This is a genomic window from Kitasatospora sp. NPDC029312, assembly GCF_055569215.1.
On sequence record NZ_JBVHXY010000030.1, the window covers coordinates 56,241 to 71,551 of the forward strand.

Genomic DNA, 15,311 nt, shown 5'->3' on the forward strand with positions numbered 1-15,311 from the left:
GGTTCGGCGCGGGGCAGGATCGGGTCCGGAGCCGCCCCGGGCCGCCGTCCGACAGACGGGTCGGGTCGGGCCGGGCCGGCTCAGACCCGGCGCAGGGTGAAGGTGTCCGCCGGGTGGCCCGACAAGGCGTCGGCGAGGCCGCCGGAGAGCAGGTAGAGGCTGCCGGCCGGCCCGGCGACGGGGGCGGTGGGGGCGGGGTCGGCGGAGGGGTGGACGGCCGTGAGGCGGGCGGTGCGCCAGTGGTCGTCGGAGCGCAGTTCGACCTCGGCGTCGCGGCCGGCGCCCAGGAGGTTGTTGGTGACGCCGGCGATGGAGCCGTCGGGGCGGCCGAGCAGCCCGTCCAGGTGGAGCAGGGCCGCGCCGCCGGCCACCTCGACGCGCCGCAGGGCGGCCGGGTTGCCCAGCGGGACGTTCCACAGCGTGCCGTCGTTCCACTTGCCGATGATCAGACGGCCCTCGCGGTGGACGATGCCGTTGAGGCCGTACGTTCCGGGGGCGGGGGCCAGCCGGGGGTCGCGCAGCAGGACGGAGGCGCTGCCGTCCGGCGCCACCCGGTAGACGACGGGGGCGAAGGAGTCGGTGACGTAGGCGGTGCCGTCGGGGCCGACCGCGATGTCGTTGGCGAGGTGGCTGCCGCCGTCGGCGGCGACGGCGGCGAGGTCGGTGTAGAAGAGGCGGCGGCCGGTGTCCAGGTCGTAGGCCCCGATCCCGGCGATCTTCCCCTGCGTCGCGGCGCTGCTGCGCTCGCCGATGCCGTTGTCGAGGTCGGTGACCAGGACCCGGCGGTGCACGGGGTCGATCCGCAGTCCGGCGATCTCGGTCAGCGCCGGGTCCTGCACCAGGGTGCGCACGCTGCCGTCGAGGCCGACGGCGGAGACGGTGCCGTGGCGCATCGAGCCGAGCAGGAAGCGGTGGTGGGAGGCGTCCCAGACGCCCGACTCGGGCACCAGGGTGGGCGCGTGGCCGGTGATCACGGCCGGGGCGGGGCGGTGGGCGGCCGCGGCGGCCGGGAGCGTTCCGGCGGTGCCGAGCAGGGCGGTGGCGGCGAGGGCGACCAGGGCGCGGCGGGCGGTGGGGTTCTGACGGTTCATCGTGGGTTCCTTGCGCGGTTGGCTGCGTTGTCGTGATCAAGGTTGGCCCAGGCGCCGCGGGGGCGGCAGTGCGTGGCGATACTGGTAGTTCGACCACCAGGAAGGGGCGGGGGACATGAACGAGGCGGAGGAGCGTCGCGCGGAGCTGTCGGGCTTCCTGCGGACCCGGCGGGCCCGGCTGACGCCGCAGGAGGTGGGGCTGGCGCCGGGGGTCCGGCGGCGCACGCCGGGGCTGCGGCGGGAGGAGTTGGCGCTGCTCGCCGGGGTGGGGGTGACCTGGTACACGTGGCTGGAACAGGGGCGGGACATCCATCCGTCGCCGGAGGTGCTGGAGAGCCTGGCGCGGACGCTGCGGCTGGACCGGGCGGAGACGGCGTACCTGTTCCGGTTGGCGAGCGCCCGTCCGCTGGACGGGGAGGTGTCCGGGGCGGCCGAGGTCCCGGCGGCGCTGCTGCGGCTGATGCACGCGCAGTGGCCGTCGCCGGCCTGGGTGATGGACGCCAACTGGGACGTGCGGGCGTGGAATCCGGGCGCGGACGCGCTGTTCGGGCTGTCCGGGCGGCCGCCGCAGGAGTGCAACCTGGCCTGGGTGGTGTTCGGCAACGCGGTGCACCGGGGCCGGGTCGAGCACTGGGAGCAGCACGCCCGCCGCTTCCTGGCGCAGTTGCGCTCCGCCTACGCCGAGCGCGGCGGGGAGGCGACGGCGGTGGGCCGCAGGCTGGGCCGGATGATCCAGCAGGTGCGCGACGAGCATCCGGAGGCGGACCGCTGGCTGGACGAGCACCAGGTCGCGGAGCGCACGGGTACGGAGAAGGTGCTCCGGCACGAGGAGTTGGGCGAGCTGCGGATCGACCAGCACGTGCTGCTGGCCGAGGAGGGGCTGCAGCTGACCGTGATGGCGCCGCAGGACGCGCGGACGGCGGAGCGGCTGCGCCGGCTGGCTCCGGCGGCCGCGGCCGTGTAGGGCGGCGGGTTCGCAGCGGGACGGGAGCGGGCCGTCGGCGGGCCGGGAACGCGGAACGGGCCCCGCGGCCCCTCCCCGTGGCGGGGAGAAGCGCGGAGCCCGTTCGGCGGGACCGGGCCGGCCGTCAGTCGAACTTGCGGCGCTGGCGGCCGGTGCCGTAGTTGCCGCCGGTCTTGGAGCCGCTGCCGGGCTTGGCCCGGCCCGAGGAGCGTCCGATGAAGCCGGCGGCCTGGGGCCGCTCGCCCTGGGCGGCCGCGCCCAGGCGCTGCTTGGGGCGGGGGCGGCGGGGGTTGCCGTTCATGTCGACGTCGGTGGGCAGTCCGGAGCGCTTGGCGGGGCGGCGGCGCCCGGCGGCGGGCTTGCCGTCGGCCGGCTTCTCCACCGTCTGGGCGGCCGCGGCGGCCGGGACGACGGCGACCGGGACGCCGCTGGGGGTGCGGGCGCCGGTGATCCGGGCCAGGTCGGCGTCGCCGGGGCGGACCTTGGTGACGGTCGGGCGGATCCCGGCGACCGTCATCAGCCGGTTGACCTCGCGGCGCTGCTCGGGCAGCACGAGGGTGACGACCGTACCGGACTCACCGGCCCGGGCGGTGCGGCCGCCGCGGTGCAGGTAGTCCTTGTGGTCGATCGGCGGGTCGACGTTGACGACCAGGTCGAGGCCGTCGATGTGGATGCCGCGGGCGGCGACGTTGGTGGCGATCAGCGCGGTGACCTCGCCCTCGCGGAACTGGTCGAGCACGCGGTTGCGCTGCGGCTGGGACTTGCCGCCGTGCAGGGCGGCGGCCTGGACGCCGGTCGCGCGCAGCTGCTTGGCGAGCCGGTCGGCGCCGTGCTTGGTGTGCACGAACATCATCACGCGCCCGTCGCGGGAGGCGATGTGGGCGGTGGCGGAGGCCTTGTCGGCGGGCTCCAGCTGGAGGACGTGGTGGTCCATGGTGGTGACCGCGCCGGCCGACGGGTCGACCGAGTGGGTGACCGGGTCGTTCAGGAAGCGCTTGACCAGCCGGTCGACGTTGCGGTCCAGGGTGGCGGAGAACAGCATCCGCTGGCCGTTCTCGGCGACCTGCTCCAGCAGCTTGCTGACCTGCGGCAGGAAGCCCATGTCGGCCATCTGGTCGGCCTCGTCCAGGACGGTGATGGCGACGTCGGAGAGGTTGACGTCACCGCGCCCGATCAGGTCGTCCAGCCGGCCCGGGGTGGCGACCAGGACCTCGGTGCCGCGGCGCACCGCGTTGGCCTGGCGGCTGATGCCCATGCCGCCGACCACGGTGGTGATCCGCAGGTTGACGGCGGTGGCGTAGGGGGTGAGTGCCTCGGTGACCTGCTGGGCGAGCTCGCGGGTGGGCACCAGGACGAGCGCCAGCGGGTGCCGGGAGTCGGCGCGGCGGCCGGCGGTGCGGGCGAGCAGCGGCAGGCCGAAGGCGAGGGTCTTGCCGGAGCCGGTGCGGCCGCGGCCGAGCACGTCGCGGCCGGCGATCGAGTCGGGCAGCGTGGCGCCCTGGATCGGGAACGGCTCGGTGACGCCTTCGCGGGTGAGTGCGCTGAGGATCGCCTTGGGCAGGTCGAGTTCGGCGAAGGTGGCCGCCGGGGGCCGGGCCGGGGTGCCCTCGACGACGGTGAAGTCGGCGGGCTCGGCGGCGGCGGTGCGGGCGGTCTTGGGGGCGCCGGTGCGGTTGCGCGGCTTGCGGGGGCGGTCGGCGCCCTCACCGCTGCGGCGCGGTCGGTCGGTGCGGCGGGCCTGGTCGGCCGGGCGGTGCTGGTCGCCGTTGCGGGCGGTGCGGTCACGGGGCGTGCGGGCAGGGGTGGTCACGAAATCTCCGTCGGTCGGGCGGCAGCCCGCGGTACGGGCTGGTCGGCCGTCGGATTGGAGTGCGCCGCCCCGGCCGTTCGGCGGCATGAACGAGGGCCCGCACCGCTCGCGGTGCGGGCCCCCGCTTCACGAGATCACAGGATCGCGCGTCAGCGTGGTGGCTGACGTCAGCCGATGACCTGGATGTTCTCGCCCTGCGGGCCCTTCTGGCCCTGGGTGACGTCGAACTCCACGCGCTGGCCCTCGACGAGCTCGCGGAAGCCCTGGGCCTGGATGTTCGAGTAGTGGGCGAACACGTCCGGGCCGCCGCCGTCCTGCTCGATGAAGCCGAAGCCCTTTTCGCTGTTGAACCACTTCACGGTGCCGGTAGCCATAACCGTCTCCTCCTCTTTGGGGCATCGGGGATTCACACCTCGTGAATCCCCAAGTAGCCGCGATCCCCATCCGGAGAGTGAAACACCGGACAAAACAAATGCGCCTGTTGGTTGGGACCAGCAGGCGCACACAAGCGTTCATGGGAACCAAAACTGCAACTGACTCGACTGTAGCACGGTGACACCCCGATTGACCGGGGACTTTCTGCGGAGCAGATCACGTTTGCCGGCTCCGGAAAGCGGGGAGCGGCGCCCCGCCGGAGCGGGGCGCCGCCTGTGCCGCGTGACGGCCGGGTCAGCGCCGGCCGGCCGGCTCCGGCACACCGTGGGCGCCGGCCACCGGGGCCGGGCCCTCGCCGTGGCCGGGGCTCTTGGTGTCGCCGTGGCCGGGCCACCAGGCGCGGTGCCCGAGCAGGGCGGTGATGGACGGGGTGAAGAACATCGCCATCACGAACGCCGCCAGCACGATGCCGAAGGCGAGCGAGAAGCCGAGCTCCATGAAGAGCACGTTGCCCGCGAGCATGAAGGTCGCGAACGACGCCGCCAGGATGAACCCGGCCGCCGCGACGGTCGGGCCGCCGTGCTTGACGGCCTCGCGGGCCGCCTCGCGCGGGTTGCGGCCCTCGCGGGCCTCCTCGCGGAGGCGGGCGATGATCAGGATGTTGTAGTCCGTGCCGATCGCCACCACGAACAGGTAGATGAAGATCGGCAGCATGAACATCAGGCCCTGCTCGCCCTTGACGTTCTGGAACAGCAGGGTGGTGGCACCGAGGGTGGCGCCGAAGCCGAGGCCGACCGAGGCCATCAGGTACCAGGGCGCGACCACGCTGCGCAGCTGCAGACCGAGGATGAGCATGATGAGCAGGGCCGCGATCGGGAAGACCAGCGTGTAGTCGTGCACCATCGCGGTGTTGATGTCCTTGTACACCGAGGTGATGCCGCCGACCAGGGACTTGGTGTTCGCCGGGGCCGCCGAGTGGGCGGCGTCGCGCACCTTCTCGATGGTGTCGATGGCCTTGTTGGAGGCCGGCGCGTCCTTGAGCAGCACGGTGAAGTCACCGGTGGCGCCGTCGGCGCTGATCGTCTTGGCCTGGGCGGACGGCGGGACGACCGAGGCCACCCCGGGGACGCCCTGGAGCCGGTCGCCGAAGCCCTTGATCGCGGCGTCGTCGAGCTTGGCGCCGTCGGTGCTGGTCAGGTAGACGTGGCTCGGGTCTGCGGCGCCGGCCGAGAAGGCCGTCATCAGCTTGTCCTGGACGACCATCGACTCCTTGCCCTTGGGCATCGAGCTGCCCGCCAGGTCGTAGGTGCCGTTGTAGTTGACGCCGGCCAGGGCCAGCACCAGCAGGATGCCGCCGGAGACCAGGGCCACCAGGCCCGGCTTCTTGCCGGTCATCCGGCCGAGCGCGGCGAAGCGCGCGTTCTTCGGCTCCTGCATCCACTTCTTGCCGGGCCAGAAGACCGCCTTGGACGGGATGACCGCGAGCACGGCGGGGGCGAGGGTCAGCGAGACCAGGGCGGTCGCGATGACGGCGATGGCCAGCGCCGGGCCGAGCGCGGTGAACATGCCGAGGCTGGAGAGCACCAGCACCGCGAAGGCGACGGCGACGGCACCGGCGGCGGAGGCGATCGCCTCACCGACCCGGCCGACGGCGTTGGCCACGGCGGTCTTGCGGTCCTCGCCCAGGCGCAGCCGCTCGCGGTAGCGGAAGGCGAGGAAGAGGAAGTAGTCGGTGCCCACGCCGAGGACCACGATGATCAGGATCGCCGAGGTCATCGGGGAGGACTTGAGGTCGAACATCTTGATCGCGTCGGCGATCAGGCCGTTGGCCACCGGCATCGCGACGGCCAGGGCGAGGACGACCGGCAGGATGCCGGCCAGGATGCTGCGGAAGATGATGCCGACGATCAGGATGACCAGCAGCAGGCTGCCGAACATGACGATGGCGTCGGTGGCGCCGGAGGCGTCCTGCTGGTCGAGGCTGCTGGCGGCCTGGCCGCCGACCTGGAACTTCAGCCCGGTGCCGTCGGCGAGCGTAGTGCCCTCACTGCGCAGCTTCTTGGCCGCGTCGGTGTACTCCGGGCTCTGCATCTTGGTCTTGTCGATGGCGACCATGGACAGCGCGTACTTGCCGTCCTTGGACTTCGAGGTCTTGGGGTCGACCGGCAGGATCTTCTCGACGGCGGGGATGTGCGCGTCGGTGAGGCCCTTGACGACCTTGTCCATCGAGGCCTGGTCGCCGTCGGTGAGCGCTTGGCCGTCGGTGCGCTCGAACAGCAGCAGCGCGGCCGGGGTGAAGCTCGACGGGAACGCCTGCTCCTGGAGCTGCGCCGCCTGGATGGACTCGTAGTGCTTGGGAAGGAACGCGGACTCGTCCGTCTGGGAGGTGACCGTGGGCGCCGACGCGACGATGGCGATCATCGCGACGACCCACGCGGCGATCACCCACCAGGCGCGGCGGACGACGAAGTGTCCTAGTCGGTGGAACATGCTCGAATGCCTCCTGGGCATGGTTCACCGCAGCCCTGGGGACGGGACGCTGGGCGACGGCAGGACCGGCACGGGAAGCGCGGAGGCGCTCCTTGCCGGTCGGCAGGTAAGTGGGACTGGGTGTCATCCTACGAGCACCTACTTGCCGCCCGGCAAGGAGCCCCCGTATTCCAACCCCCGTGCGGGCCGACCCGAACCGGCCCCGGCCCAGTCTCTCCCGGCCGAACGCCCGTTGACCTCGTGCTCCGGGTGGAGCCTTCTCCCCCTCAGGGTGGAGCCGCTCCCCTACCTCTGAGGAGGAGTACGTCAGGGTCTCGGGGTAGGGGAAACCCCACCCCCACCCCGACACGAGCGCCCTGGAGCGGGCCCCGGTGGGTCATGATGACCACCGTCCGGGGCCCACCGGATGACCGCCGGCGGAACGGAGCCCAGCCATGATCCCCTTCGACGAGGGCCGCGCCCGGCTGCTGCTCGCCCACGCCTGCGAGTGCGCCGGACTGCCCGGCCCGGGCGACGCCCGGCTGCTCGCCCTCGGCGAGAACGCCGTCTTCGACCTGGGCGAGCCCGCCGTGGTCGCCAAGGTCGGCCGCGCCCCCGAGCTGTACGACCGGGCGCAGCGCGAGCTGACCGTCGCGCACTGGCTGGCCGGGCAGGGCGTCCCGGTGGTCCGCCCCTACCGGGGGACGGCACCCGAGCCGCAGCTCGCCCACGGGCACCCGGTCACCTTCTGGCACCGGCTCGCCCCCGCCGTGCGCCCGGCCCGCCCGGCCGACCTCGCCCCGCTGCTGCGCGCCCTGCACCGGCTGCCGCTGCCGCCCTTCCCGCTCGGCCGGCGGGACCTGCTGGCGCCGGTGGAACGCTGGCTGGCCTCCGCCGAGGGCCATGTCGACCCCGAGGACGTCGACTTCCTGCGCCACCGCCGGGACGCCTTCGCGGCCGCCCTGCCCGACCTCGCCCCGCGGCTGCGCCCCGGGGCGATCCACGGCGACGCCCTGCCGCGCAACGTCCACGTCGGACCGGACGGGCCGGTGCTGCTCGACCTGGAGAACGTCTCCCACGACCTGCGCGAGCACGACCTGGTGGTCCTCGCGCTCAGCCACGACCGGTACGGCGTGCCGGGCGAGGAGTACCGGGCGTTCACCGCGGCTTACGGCTGGGACGTGCGCGACTGGCCGGGCTTCGCGGTGCTGCGCGGGGCCCGGGAGACCGCCAGCGCCTCCTGGGTCGCCCAGCAGGCGGCGAGCAACCCGGCCGCGCTGGCGGAGTTCCGGCGCCGGGTCGACTCGCTGCGCGAGGGTGCCACTGAGGTGCGGTGGTACCCGTTCTGACGGCCGGCGGTACCCGCTTCCGAGGGTGAGTGCCAAGCCCGGCGGGTGTGAGAAGGCTCCTAGAGGGGACCGGTCCGGCGCGCAACCGCGACACGTACGATCGGCGTCCTGTCCGACAGTCATCCTGACCGAGGGATCGGCACCCTTTCTCGTACCTCAGGAGCCGCCGCCATGCCCATGCCCGCCCCCCGTCGAACGACCCACCCGACCCGCACGGCCCGTGACCGCCGCCGGTTGATCGCGGGCTGTGTCGCGGTGGCCGCCGTCCTGGGCCTGTCCGCGTGCGGCACCGCCAGCGGGGCCCTGCAGTCGCCGAGCGCCTCCGCCCCGTCCGCGAGCGGTGCGCCCCAGCAGCCGAGCGGCGCGGGGACGACCGGGTCCACCGGGGCGGCCGTCATCACGCCCACCCCCGGCACCGACGCCGTGGACGGCTCCGCCCCGGCGGCGCCGCCCGTCGCGCCGAAGCCGAAGAGCCCGCAGACGCCGATGGCCACGACGCCCTCGGCCACCCCGACGGCGCCGACCACCCAGGGCGCACCGGCCGCACCGGCCGCACCGGCGACGACGCCGCAGCAGCCCTCCTCCGACGCGGCCCCCGCCACGCACGCCCCGGTGGGGAAGGTGATCGGCTCCACCGCCTCCGGCGGCCGCACCGTCGCGCTCACCTTCGACGACGGCCCCGGCCCGGCCACCGGGCAGGTCCTCGACCTGCTGGCCCAGTACCACGTCAAGGCCACCTTCTGCGAGATCGGCCAGAACGCCGCCGCCAACCCGGCCCTGGTCAAGCGGATCGTCGCCGAGGGCCACCGGCTCTGCGACCACAGCGTCCACCACCCGCAGCCCTTCGCGAAGCTCTCCCACGACAAGGCCGTGTACGAGATCACCGCCGCCCGGGACATGATCGTCAAGGCCGGCGGGCCGGGCACCCAGGTCGGCTGGTTCCGCGCCCCCGGCGGCGGCTTCAACGCCGACAACGAGCACATCACCGCGAGCCTCGGCATGTCCTCGCTCGGCTGGTCCGTCGACCCGCGCGACTGGTCCCGGCCGGGCGTGCCCGCGATCGTCTCCACCGTGCAGAGCCAGCTCAAGCCCGGCGGCGTGATCCTGATGCACGACGGCGGCGGCGACCGCAGCCAGACCGTGGCCGCGCTCAAGCAGCTGCTGCCGTGGCTGGTCGCTCAGGGGTACACCTTCGACTTCCCGGCCTCCTGAGGACACCGGAGCCCGCTCCGACGTCCGCCCGCGCCCGGTCGGCCCCGCGCACCGGTGGGACCGGACCCGCCGGATAGGTCAGCCGAACTGATAGGTCAGCCGAACTGCCGCCGGTAGACCTGGCGGGAGCCGCCCTCCGGCCCCGGCTCGGCGGCCTCGGCCGGGGTGAAGCCCAGCCGCTCGTAGAACACCCGGGCACCGCTGAGCACCGCGCCGGGGTGGTCCGGGCCGAAGGTCACCACCTCGACGACGGCCGGGGGGCGGACGTGACGGCGCAGCGCGTCCTCGACGAGGGCACGGCCGCAGCCGGTGCCGCGGGCGCGTTCGGCGACCACCAGCCAGTGCAGGCGGTGCACCGGGGGCGCCGCCTTCGCGCTGCCGAACAGCAGCCCGCCGAGCAGGCCTTCGCCGTCCTCGGCGACGGTGGCCAGACCCCGGTCGATGCTGCTGCGCACGGCCCGGTGGAAGCCGGGCTCGGCCACCATCGGGCCGAACCAGTGCTCCACCTCGGCGGCCAGCGCCAGGAAGCCGGGCAGGTCGTCGGGGCGGGCCGGGCGTACCGGGCAGACCGGGCGTACCGGGCGGACCGTCATCCGGCCACCTCCGCAGGGCCGGTGGGCAGGTCCGCCGGCGGGTCCGCGGGCAGGCCGGTGGGCAGGTCCGCCGGCGGGTCCGCGGGCAGGCCGGTGGGCAGGTCCGCCGGCCGGGACGGCCAGCGCGGGTCGACCACGGCCAGCGGGTCCTTGCCGCGGCGCAGCCAGGATTGCAGGCCCTCGGCCCACTCCCGGTACCAGCCGACCTGCCGTCGGTGCAGCTCGGCCGGCGCGACCTCCCCCACCTCGGCCGGGTAGCGCCCGGCCAGCGCGACCGCGACCCGGACGGCGGCCAGCGCGTCGCTGCCCGCCTCGTGCGCGTCCGTCAGCTCCACCCCGTACACCTCGCACACCCGCTGGAGGGTGCGGGAGCCCTTGCGGTACTTGTCCACCGCCCGGTCGATCACCAGCGCGTCCAGCACCGGCCCCACCGGCTCGCCGAGGCGCTCGGCGAGCGTCGCCAGCCCGTACCGGCACAGCTCCGCGTCGAGCAGCGACAGGTCGAACGGCGCGTTGAACGCCACGACCGGCCGACCGGCCGCGATCCGCTCGCAGAGCGCCGCGGCTATCTCCTCCACCGCCTCCTTGGCCGGCCGCCCCTTCCCCTGCGCCAGCTCGTCCCCGATCCCGTGGATCGCCTCCGCCTCGGCGGGGATCGGCACCCCGGGATCGAGCAGCCAGTTGGCGGCCTCCACCCGAGCGGCGCCGACCGTGTCCACGAGCGCGGCCGTGACGATGCGGTCCACGGCCGGGTCGGTGCCCGTGGTCTCCAGGTCGAAGCCGACCAGTGGCTGCTGCCACCAGCTCATCAGGTGAGTCCTTCCGTCCAGCCGCTTGAAACAGCCCCTATCATCACCCGCCCCACCGACAGCCCGACCGGCAGGGCGACCGGTCATCGGCTCGGCCGCCCCCCGGCTGCTGCTCCGGGACGACGGGAACGGCCCGTGCGGCCACCGGCGCCGGCCGCCGGCGGACCCGCCCGGTCGGGAGCCGAGCGCGGCGGAACCCGTCGCTTCGGCGCGCGCTCGGCCCGGGCGCACGCCCGGTCGCGGACCATCAGGTTTCGGCTTGTGGTCACGGAGCGGAATGAGCCCGCGTCAGGCGACGTCCGATATCGGCACCGGCACCGGCACCGGCACCGGCACCGGCACCCGGAGCATGGTGACGTCGACCCGGTCCTCGTGGACGACGGCGAAGCCGTGCCGCTCGTACAGCCGCCGGGCGGCACTGCCCCGCAGGACGACCAGGTGCACCGGCTCCCGCGCGGCGTCGGCCTCGGCGAGGAGGTGGCGCAGCACGGCGCCGCCGAGGCCGCGGCCCTGGAGGTGCGGGGCCAGGTAGAACAGTTCCAGGTGCCGGCCGCCCCGGTCGTCGGGGCGGATGGTGACGCAGCCCGCGAAGGCGCCCTCCACCAGCAGGAGGGAGGTGTACCGGGTGGAGAAGGACTTCCGCACCCGCTCCCGGGAGCGCTGGGGGCACCACCGGCCGAGGCGTTCCAGGTCGGCGCGCATGACCAGCGCCTTCAGCTCGACGACGGCTTCCAGATCCTCGGGGCCGGCGGGTGCCAGGGTCCAGGCGGGGAGGCTGTTCACGGGGCCGCACTGTTCCACCGGCCGCGCGCCTGTGACCAGCGGTTTTCTCAGGATACGGACCGGGAGTCCGCCCAGATCCCCTCGAACTCCTCGCGGTAGACCTCCAGCAGTCCGGGTTCGGTGCCGCCCGGCTGCTGGCCGGCGCCGCCGCGCAGGATGAGCGCCGGGGATTCCATGCCCCGGGAGCGGCGCAGGTAGGGCTGGATGACGCCGAGGTCGCGGCTCTGCCGGCGGCCGCCGACCTGGCCGGTGGGGCGGGGGCCCTCGACCAGGTAGGCGGTGAAGCGCGGGGTCTCGTCGAAGACCCTGATCTCGAAGCCGCCCTGGTCCCGCAGCCGGGCCCGGACCCGGCGCACGTGCATGATGTTCATCTCGATGGAGCGGGACAACTCGCCTCGGGAGAGGCCGAGTTCGCGCTCGCGACGGCGCACCGCGCTGCTCGCCGGGTTGAGGAACAGCAGGCGCACCCGGCAGCCTTCGCCGGCCAGGCGCACCAGGCGTTTGCCGGTGTAGTTCTGGCAGAGCATGCCGAGGCCGATGCCGAGCGCGTCCAGGCGGCGGGCGCCGTCCAGCAGGTCCTCCACCGGCAGGTCGCGCTGCAGCCGGACGCGGTCGGCGTGCACCGCGACGACGTCCGCGTAGCGCCCGGCGACCAGGGACTCCACCACGTCGGCGGGCACCCCGCCCGCGCCGCCGTCCAGCACGGCGAGCAGCCGGGCGGCGGCGCGCTCGGTCTGGGCCAGCACGGTCTGGGTGAGCACCCGGTTGCGGGAGACCACGTGCCGGGCCACTTCGAGTTCGTCCAGGGCGAGTTCGATCTCGCGCCGGTCGGCGAGGTAGGGCTCGAAGCAGGGCCAGTGCTGGACCATCAGCTCGCGCAGCTGGGGCAGGGTGAGGAAGACCAGCGGATCGTCGTCGGCCGGGTCGAGGAGGTAGCCCTTGCGCCGGCTGACCTCGCGCACGGCGCCGGCCCGGTGGGCCCACTCCTCGCCGGCCGGTCCGGCGGCGGCGGTGACCCAGTCCTCGCCGTGCGCGGGGGCGTAGATGGGGTGCAGCACCTCGTCGACCAGGGAGCGCAGCCGCTGCTCGACCAGGTTGAGCCAGACGTAGGCGCGGCCGGACAGCCGGACCCGCTGGTAGGCGTCCTCCCACTCACCGGTCGACCAGGCGAGGGCGGGGACCTCGACGGGGCCGCCCTGGGCGGGCACCAGCGTGCGGCCGGTGGGGCGCATGACCACGGTGGGCGCCTCGCTGCGGGCACCGCCCCGGTCGGGACCGTCGGGCCCGGGGCCACGGCCGCCGGCGGGGAACACCATGCGCCACCTCATCTGGTTGCTGCAGCCGGCCCCCGCGGGCGCGGGGACCGTTGACGAACTGTCGAGAGTCCGCCGGGGCGGCCGGGGCGGCCGGACGATCAAGGGTACTGCCCGCCGCGAGCCGCCCGCAGCCGGATGCGCGGCGGTCTCGCCCGTACCACCGGGCGCACTCTTCACAAGATTCGCCACTGGACACCCGTTCGGGCTAACCCCGGCGCTATCTCCCGGCCACCGGGGAAGGCCTCGGGGAGTATGCGGGCTGTGCCGTACGTCACGGCGTGCGAACGTCGCACATGCCCGGCCGCCCGGCCGGGAAAAAGAGCGTCCGGGTCCGGGCAGATTGTCGGACTAGATGTCAGTTTCAGTCGGCAGCAAGGAAGTTGAGGACTCATGCAGGTCTGGCCCGGTAAGCCCTACCCCCTCGGTGCCACCTACGACGGGGTCGGCACCAACTTCGCGGTGTTCTCGGAGAGCGCCGACCGGATCGAGCTGTGCCTGATCGACGAGGACGGCTCGGAGACGGCCATCGAACTGCGCGAGACGGACGCCTTCGTCCGCCACGCCTACCTCCCCGGCGTCCAGCCCGGCCAGCGCTACGGCTTCCGCGTGCACGGGCCGTACAACCCGGGCCTGGGCCAGCGGCACAACAGCGCGAAACTGCTGCTGGACCCGTACGCCAAAGCGATGAGCGGCCACATCGACTGGGACGAGTCGGTCTACGGCTACCACTTCGGCGCCCCCGAGCGCCGCAACGACCTCGACTCCGCCCCGCACACCATGCACTCCGTGGTGATCAACCCGTACTTCGACTGGGGCACCGACCACCCGCCGCGCACCGACTACCACCGCACCGTCATCTACGAGGCCCACGTCAAGGGCCTCACCCAGCTGCACCCCGGCATCCCCGAGGAGATCCGCGGCACCTACGCGGGCCTGGCCCACCCGGCGGTGATCGAACACCTGGCCAAGCTCGGCGTCACCGCGATCGAGCTGATGCCCGTGCACCAGTTCGTCCGCGACCACCGGCTGCGCGACCTGGGCCTGGCCAACTACTGGGGCTACAACACGATCGGCTTCTTCGCCCCGCACTCCTCCTACTCCTCCACCGGCGACCGCGGCCAGCAGGTGCAGGAGTTCAAGTCCATGGTCAAGGCGCTGCACGCGGCCGGCATCGAGGTCATCCTCGACGTCGTCTACAACCACACCGCCGAGGGCAACCACCTGGGCCCGACGCTCTCGCTGCGCGGCCTGGACAACGTCTCCTACTACCGCCTCGCCCAGGACCAGCGCTTCTACGAGGACACCACCGGCACCGGCAACAGCCTGCTGATGCGCAGCCCGCACGTGCTCCAGCTGATCATGGACTCGCTGCGCTACTGGGTCACCGAGATGCACGTGGACGGCTTCCGCTTCGACCTCGCCGCCACCCTCGCCCGGCAGTTCCACGAGGTCGACCGGCTGTCCTCCTTCTTCGACCTGGTCCAGCAGGACCCGGTGGTCTCCCAGGCCAAGCTGATCGCCGAACCCTGGGACCTCGGCGAGGGCGGCTACCAGGTCGGCAACTTCCCCCCGCTGTGGACGGAGTGGAACGGCATGTACCGGGACACCGTGCGCGACCTGTGGCGCGGCGAGAACGCCACCCTCGCCGAGTTCGGCTCCCGGCTCACCGGCTCCTCCGACCTCTACCAGGACGACGGCCGCCGCCCGATCGCCTCGATCAACTTCGTGACCTGCCACGACGGCTTCACCCTGCGCGACCTCGTCTCGTACAACGAGAAGCACAACGAGGCCAACGGCGAGGACAACCGGGACGGCGAGTCCTTCAACCGCTCCTGGAACTGCGGCGTCGAGGGCCCCACCACCGACCCGGCCGTCGAGGAGCTGCGCGCCCGCCAGCAGCGCAACTTCATCGCCACCCTGATGCTCTCCCAGGGCGTGCCGATGCTCTCGCACGGCGACGAGCTCGGCCGCACCCAGCTGGGCAACAACAACGCCTACTGCCAGGACAACGAGCTCACCTGGGTGCACTGGCCCGAGGACGACGGGCCGCAGGCCCGGCTGCTGGAGTTCACCCAGGGGATGATCTGGCTGCGCCGCGACCACCCGGTGTTCCGGCGGCGGCGGTTCTTCCACGGACGCCCGGTGTCCGCCTCCGGCGGGTACGACGACCTCACCGACATCGCCTGGTTCACTCCGGCCGGGGAGGAGATGACCAAGCACAACTGGGGCACCAGCTACGCCAAGTCGCTGACCGTCTTCCTCAACGGCTACGCCATCTCCGAGCCGGACCGGCGCGGCGGGCGGATCATCGACGACTCCTTCCTGCTGATGTTCAACGCCCACTTCGAGCCGCTGGAGTTCACCGTGCCGGTCGGCCACGGGCAGGAGTGGCAGGTCGTGGTCGACACCGCGCAGCCCCGGCTGCCCGCCCCGGGCACCGGGACGAGGGTCAAGGCCGGGGACGCCCTCTGGCTCACCGACCGCTCCCTGATGGTGCTGCAGCGGCCCGCGTGACCGGCGCGCCGCCGCCGGGGCCCGCC

The 15,311-nt window shown here is 73.6% G+C and carries 12 protein-coding genes; 4 read left to right on the plus strand and 8 right to left on the minus strand.

The features are described 5' to 3' along the window. Nucleotides 1-80 precede the first annotated feature (80 nt). A complete protein-coding gene (locus ACZ4WV_RS23690) occupies nucleotides 81-1,091 on the minus strand; it encodes a hypothetical protein (RefSeq protein ID WP_465749832.1) in 1,011 nt (336 codons plus the stop codon). A gap of 115 nt (nucleotides 1,092-1,206) precedes the next feature. Between ACZ4WV_RS23690 and ACZ4WV_RS23695 the strand changes: the two genes are divergently transcribed. Then, a complete protein-coding gene (locus tag ACZ4WV_RS23695; protein ID WP_465749834.1) occupies nucleotides 1,207-2,055 on the plus strand; it encodes a helix-turn-helix transcriptional regulator in 849 nt (282 codons plus the stop codon). A 124-nt stretch (nucleotides 2,056-2,179) separates the two neighbouring features. Here the strand turns inward: ACZ4WV_RS23695 and ACZ4WV_RS23700 are convergent, their stop codons facing one another. The 3 genes from ACZ4WV_RS23700 to ACZ4WV_RS23710 form a co-directional block, all read right to left on the minus strand. Beyond that, nucleotides 2,180-3,865, minus strand: coding sequence for a DEAD/DEAH box helicase (locus tag ACZ4WV_RS23700; RefSeq protein WP_465749836.1), 1,686 nt, complete (start codon nucleotides 3,863-3,865; stop codon nucleotides 2,180-2,182). A 167-nt stretch (nucleotides 3,866-4,032) separates the two neighbouring features. Beyond that, nucleotides 4,033-4,239, minus strand: a complete 207-nt coding sequence (locus ACZ4WV_RS23705) for a cold-shock protein (RefSeq protein ID WP_207816199.1) — start codon at nucleotides 4,237-4,239, stop codon at nucleotides 4,033-4,035. A gap of 295 nt (nucleotides 4,240-4,534) precedes the next feature. Next, a complete protein-coding gene (locus tag ACZ4WV_RS23710) occupies nucleotides 4,535-6,730 on the minus strand; it encodes an MMPL family transporter (protein WP_465749838.1) in 2,196 nt (731 codons plus the stop codon). A gap of 434 nt (nucleotides 6,731-7,164) precedes the next feature. Between ACZ4WV_RS23710 and ACZ4WV_RS23715 the strand changes: the two genes are divergently transcribed. Together ACZ4WV_RS23715 and ACZ4WV_RS23720 are read left to right on the plus strand one after the other, a co-directional pair. After that, complete coding sequence (locus ACZ4WV_RS23715) at nucleotides 7,165-8,058, plus strand: phosphotransferase enzyme family protein (protein ID WP_465749840.1); 894 nt, start codon at nucleotides 7,165-7,167, stop codon at nucleotides 8,056-8,058. A gap of 171 nt (nucleotides 8,059-8,229) precedes the next feature. Continuing rightward, nucleotides 8,230-9,270 carry a polysaccharide deacetylase family protein gene (locus ACZ4WV_RS23720; protein WP_465749842.1) on the plus strand — a complete coding sequence of 347 codons (1,041 nt, stop codon included), beginning with the start codon at nucleotides 8,230-8,232 and terminating at the stop codon, nucleotides 9,268-9,270. Between the two features lie 95 nt (nucleotides 9,271-9,365). Here ACZ4WV_RS23720 and ACZ4WV_RS23725 read toward each other — a convergent pair whose 3' ends face one another. The 4 genes from ACZ4WV_RS23725 to ACZ4WV_RS23740 all read right to left on the minus strand — a co-directional run bounded on the left by ACZ4WV_RS23725 (nucleotide 9,366) and on the right by ACZ4WV_RS23740 (nucleotide 12,771). Continuing rightward, on the minus strand, nucleotides 9,366-9,863 hold the full coding sequence (locus ACZ4WV_RS23725; RefSeq protein WP_465749844.1) for a GNAT family N-acetyltransferase: 498 nt from the start codon (nucleotides 9,861-9,863) through the stop codon (nucleotides 9,366-9,368). Further along, a complete protein-coding gene (locus tag ACZ4WV_RS23730; protein ID WP_465749846.1) occupies nucleotides 9,860-10,672 on the minus strand; it encodes an exonuclease domain-containing protein in 813 nt (270 codons plus the stop codon). The genes ACZ4WV_RS23725 and ACZ4WV_RS23730 overlap by 4 nt, the downstream gene beginning before the upstream one ends. A gap of 288 nt (nucleotides 10,673-10,960) precedes the next feature. Then, nucleotides 10,961-11,455: a GNAT family N-acetyltransferase gene (locus tag ACZ4WV_RS23735; protein WP_465749847.1), complete on the minus strand. Its 495-nt coding sequence runs from the start codon at nucleotides 11,453-11,455 to the stop codon at nucleotides 10,961-10,963. Nucleotides 11,456-11,502: 47 nt separating this feature from the next. After that, nucleotides 11,503-12,771 carry an SAV2148 family HEPN domain-containing protein gene (locus tag ACZ4WV_RS23740; protein WP_465749849.1) on the minus strand — a complete coding sequence of 423 codons (1,269 nt, stop codon included), beginning with the start codon at nucleotides 12,769-12,771 and terminating at the stop codon, nucleotides 11,503-11,505. A 390-nt stretch (nucleotides 12,772-13,161) separates the two neighbouring features. On the opposite strand from ACZ4WV_RS23740, the gene glgX reads away from it, so the two are divergent. After that, entirely contained in the window at nucleotides 13,162-15,285 is a 2,124-nt protein-coding gene (gene glgX, locus ACZ4WV_RS23745) for a glycogen debranching protein GlgX (RefSeq protein ID WP_465749850.1), read from the plus strand. Nucleotides 15,286-15,311: the final 26 nt, after the last annotated feature.

What these genes read in the sequence shown, in the direction of transcription:
- ACZ4WV_RS23690 (WP_465749832.1), bottom strand. Translation starts at nt 1,091, where the DNA reads ATGAACCGTCAGAACCCCACCGCCCGCCGCGCCCTGGTCGCCCTCGCC.
- ACZ4WV_RS23695 (WP_465749834.1), top strand. Translation starts at nt 1,207, where the DNA reads ATGAACGAGGCGGAGGAGCGTCGCGCGGAGCTGTCGGGCTTCCTGCGG.
- ACZ4WV_RS23705 (WP_207816199.1), bottom strand. Translation starts at nt 4,239, where the DNA reads ATGGCTACCGGCACCGTGAAGTGGTTCAACAGCGAAAAGGGCTTCGGC.
- ACZ4WV_RS23710 (WP_465749838.1), bottom strand. Translation starts at nt 6,730, where the DNA reads ATGTTCCACCGACTAGGACACTTCGTCGTCCGCCGCGCCTGGTGGGTG.
- ACZ4WV_RS23715 (WP_465749840.1), top strand. Translation starts at nt 7,165, where the DNA reads ATGATCCCCTTCGACGAGGGCCGCGCCCGGCTGCTGCTCGCCCACGCC.
- ACZ4WV_RS23720 (WP_465749842.1), top strand. Translation starts at nt 8,230, where the DNA reads ATGCCCATGCCCGCCCCCCGTCGAACGACCCACCCGACCCGCACGGCC.
- ACZ4WV_RS23725 (WP_465749844.1), bottom strand. Translation starts at nt 9,863, where the DNA reads ATGACGGTCCGCCCGGTACGCCCGGTCTGCCCGGTACGCCCGGCCCGC.
- ACZ4WV_RS23730 (WP_465749846.1), bottom strand. Translation starts at nt 10,672, where the DNA reads ATGAGCTGGTGGCAGCAGCCACTGGTCGGCTTCGACCTGGAGACCACG.
- ACZ4WV_RS23740 (WP_465749849.1), bottom strand. Translation starts at nt 12,771, where the DNA reads ATGGTGTTCCCCGCCGGCGGCCGTGGCCCCGGGCCCGACGGTCCCGAC.
- glgX (WP_465749850.1), top strand. Translation starts at nt 13,162, where the DNA reads ATGCAGGTCTGGCCCGGTAAGCCCTACCCCCTCGGTGCCACCTACGAC.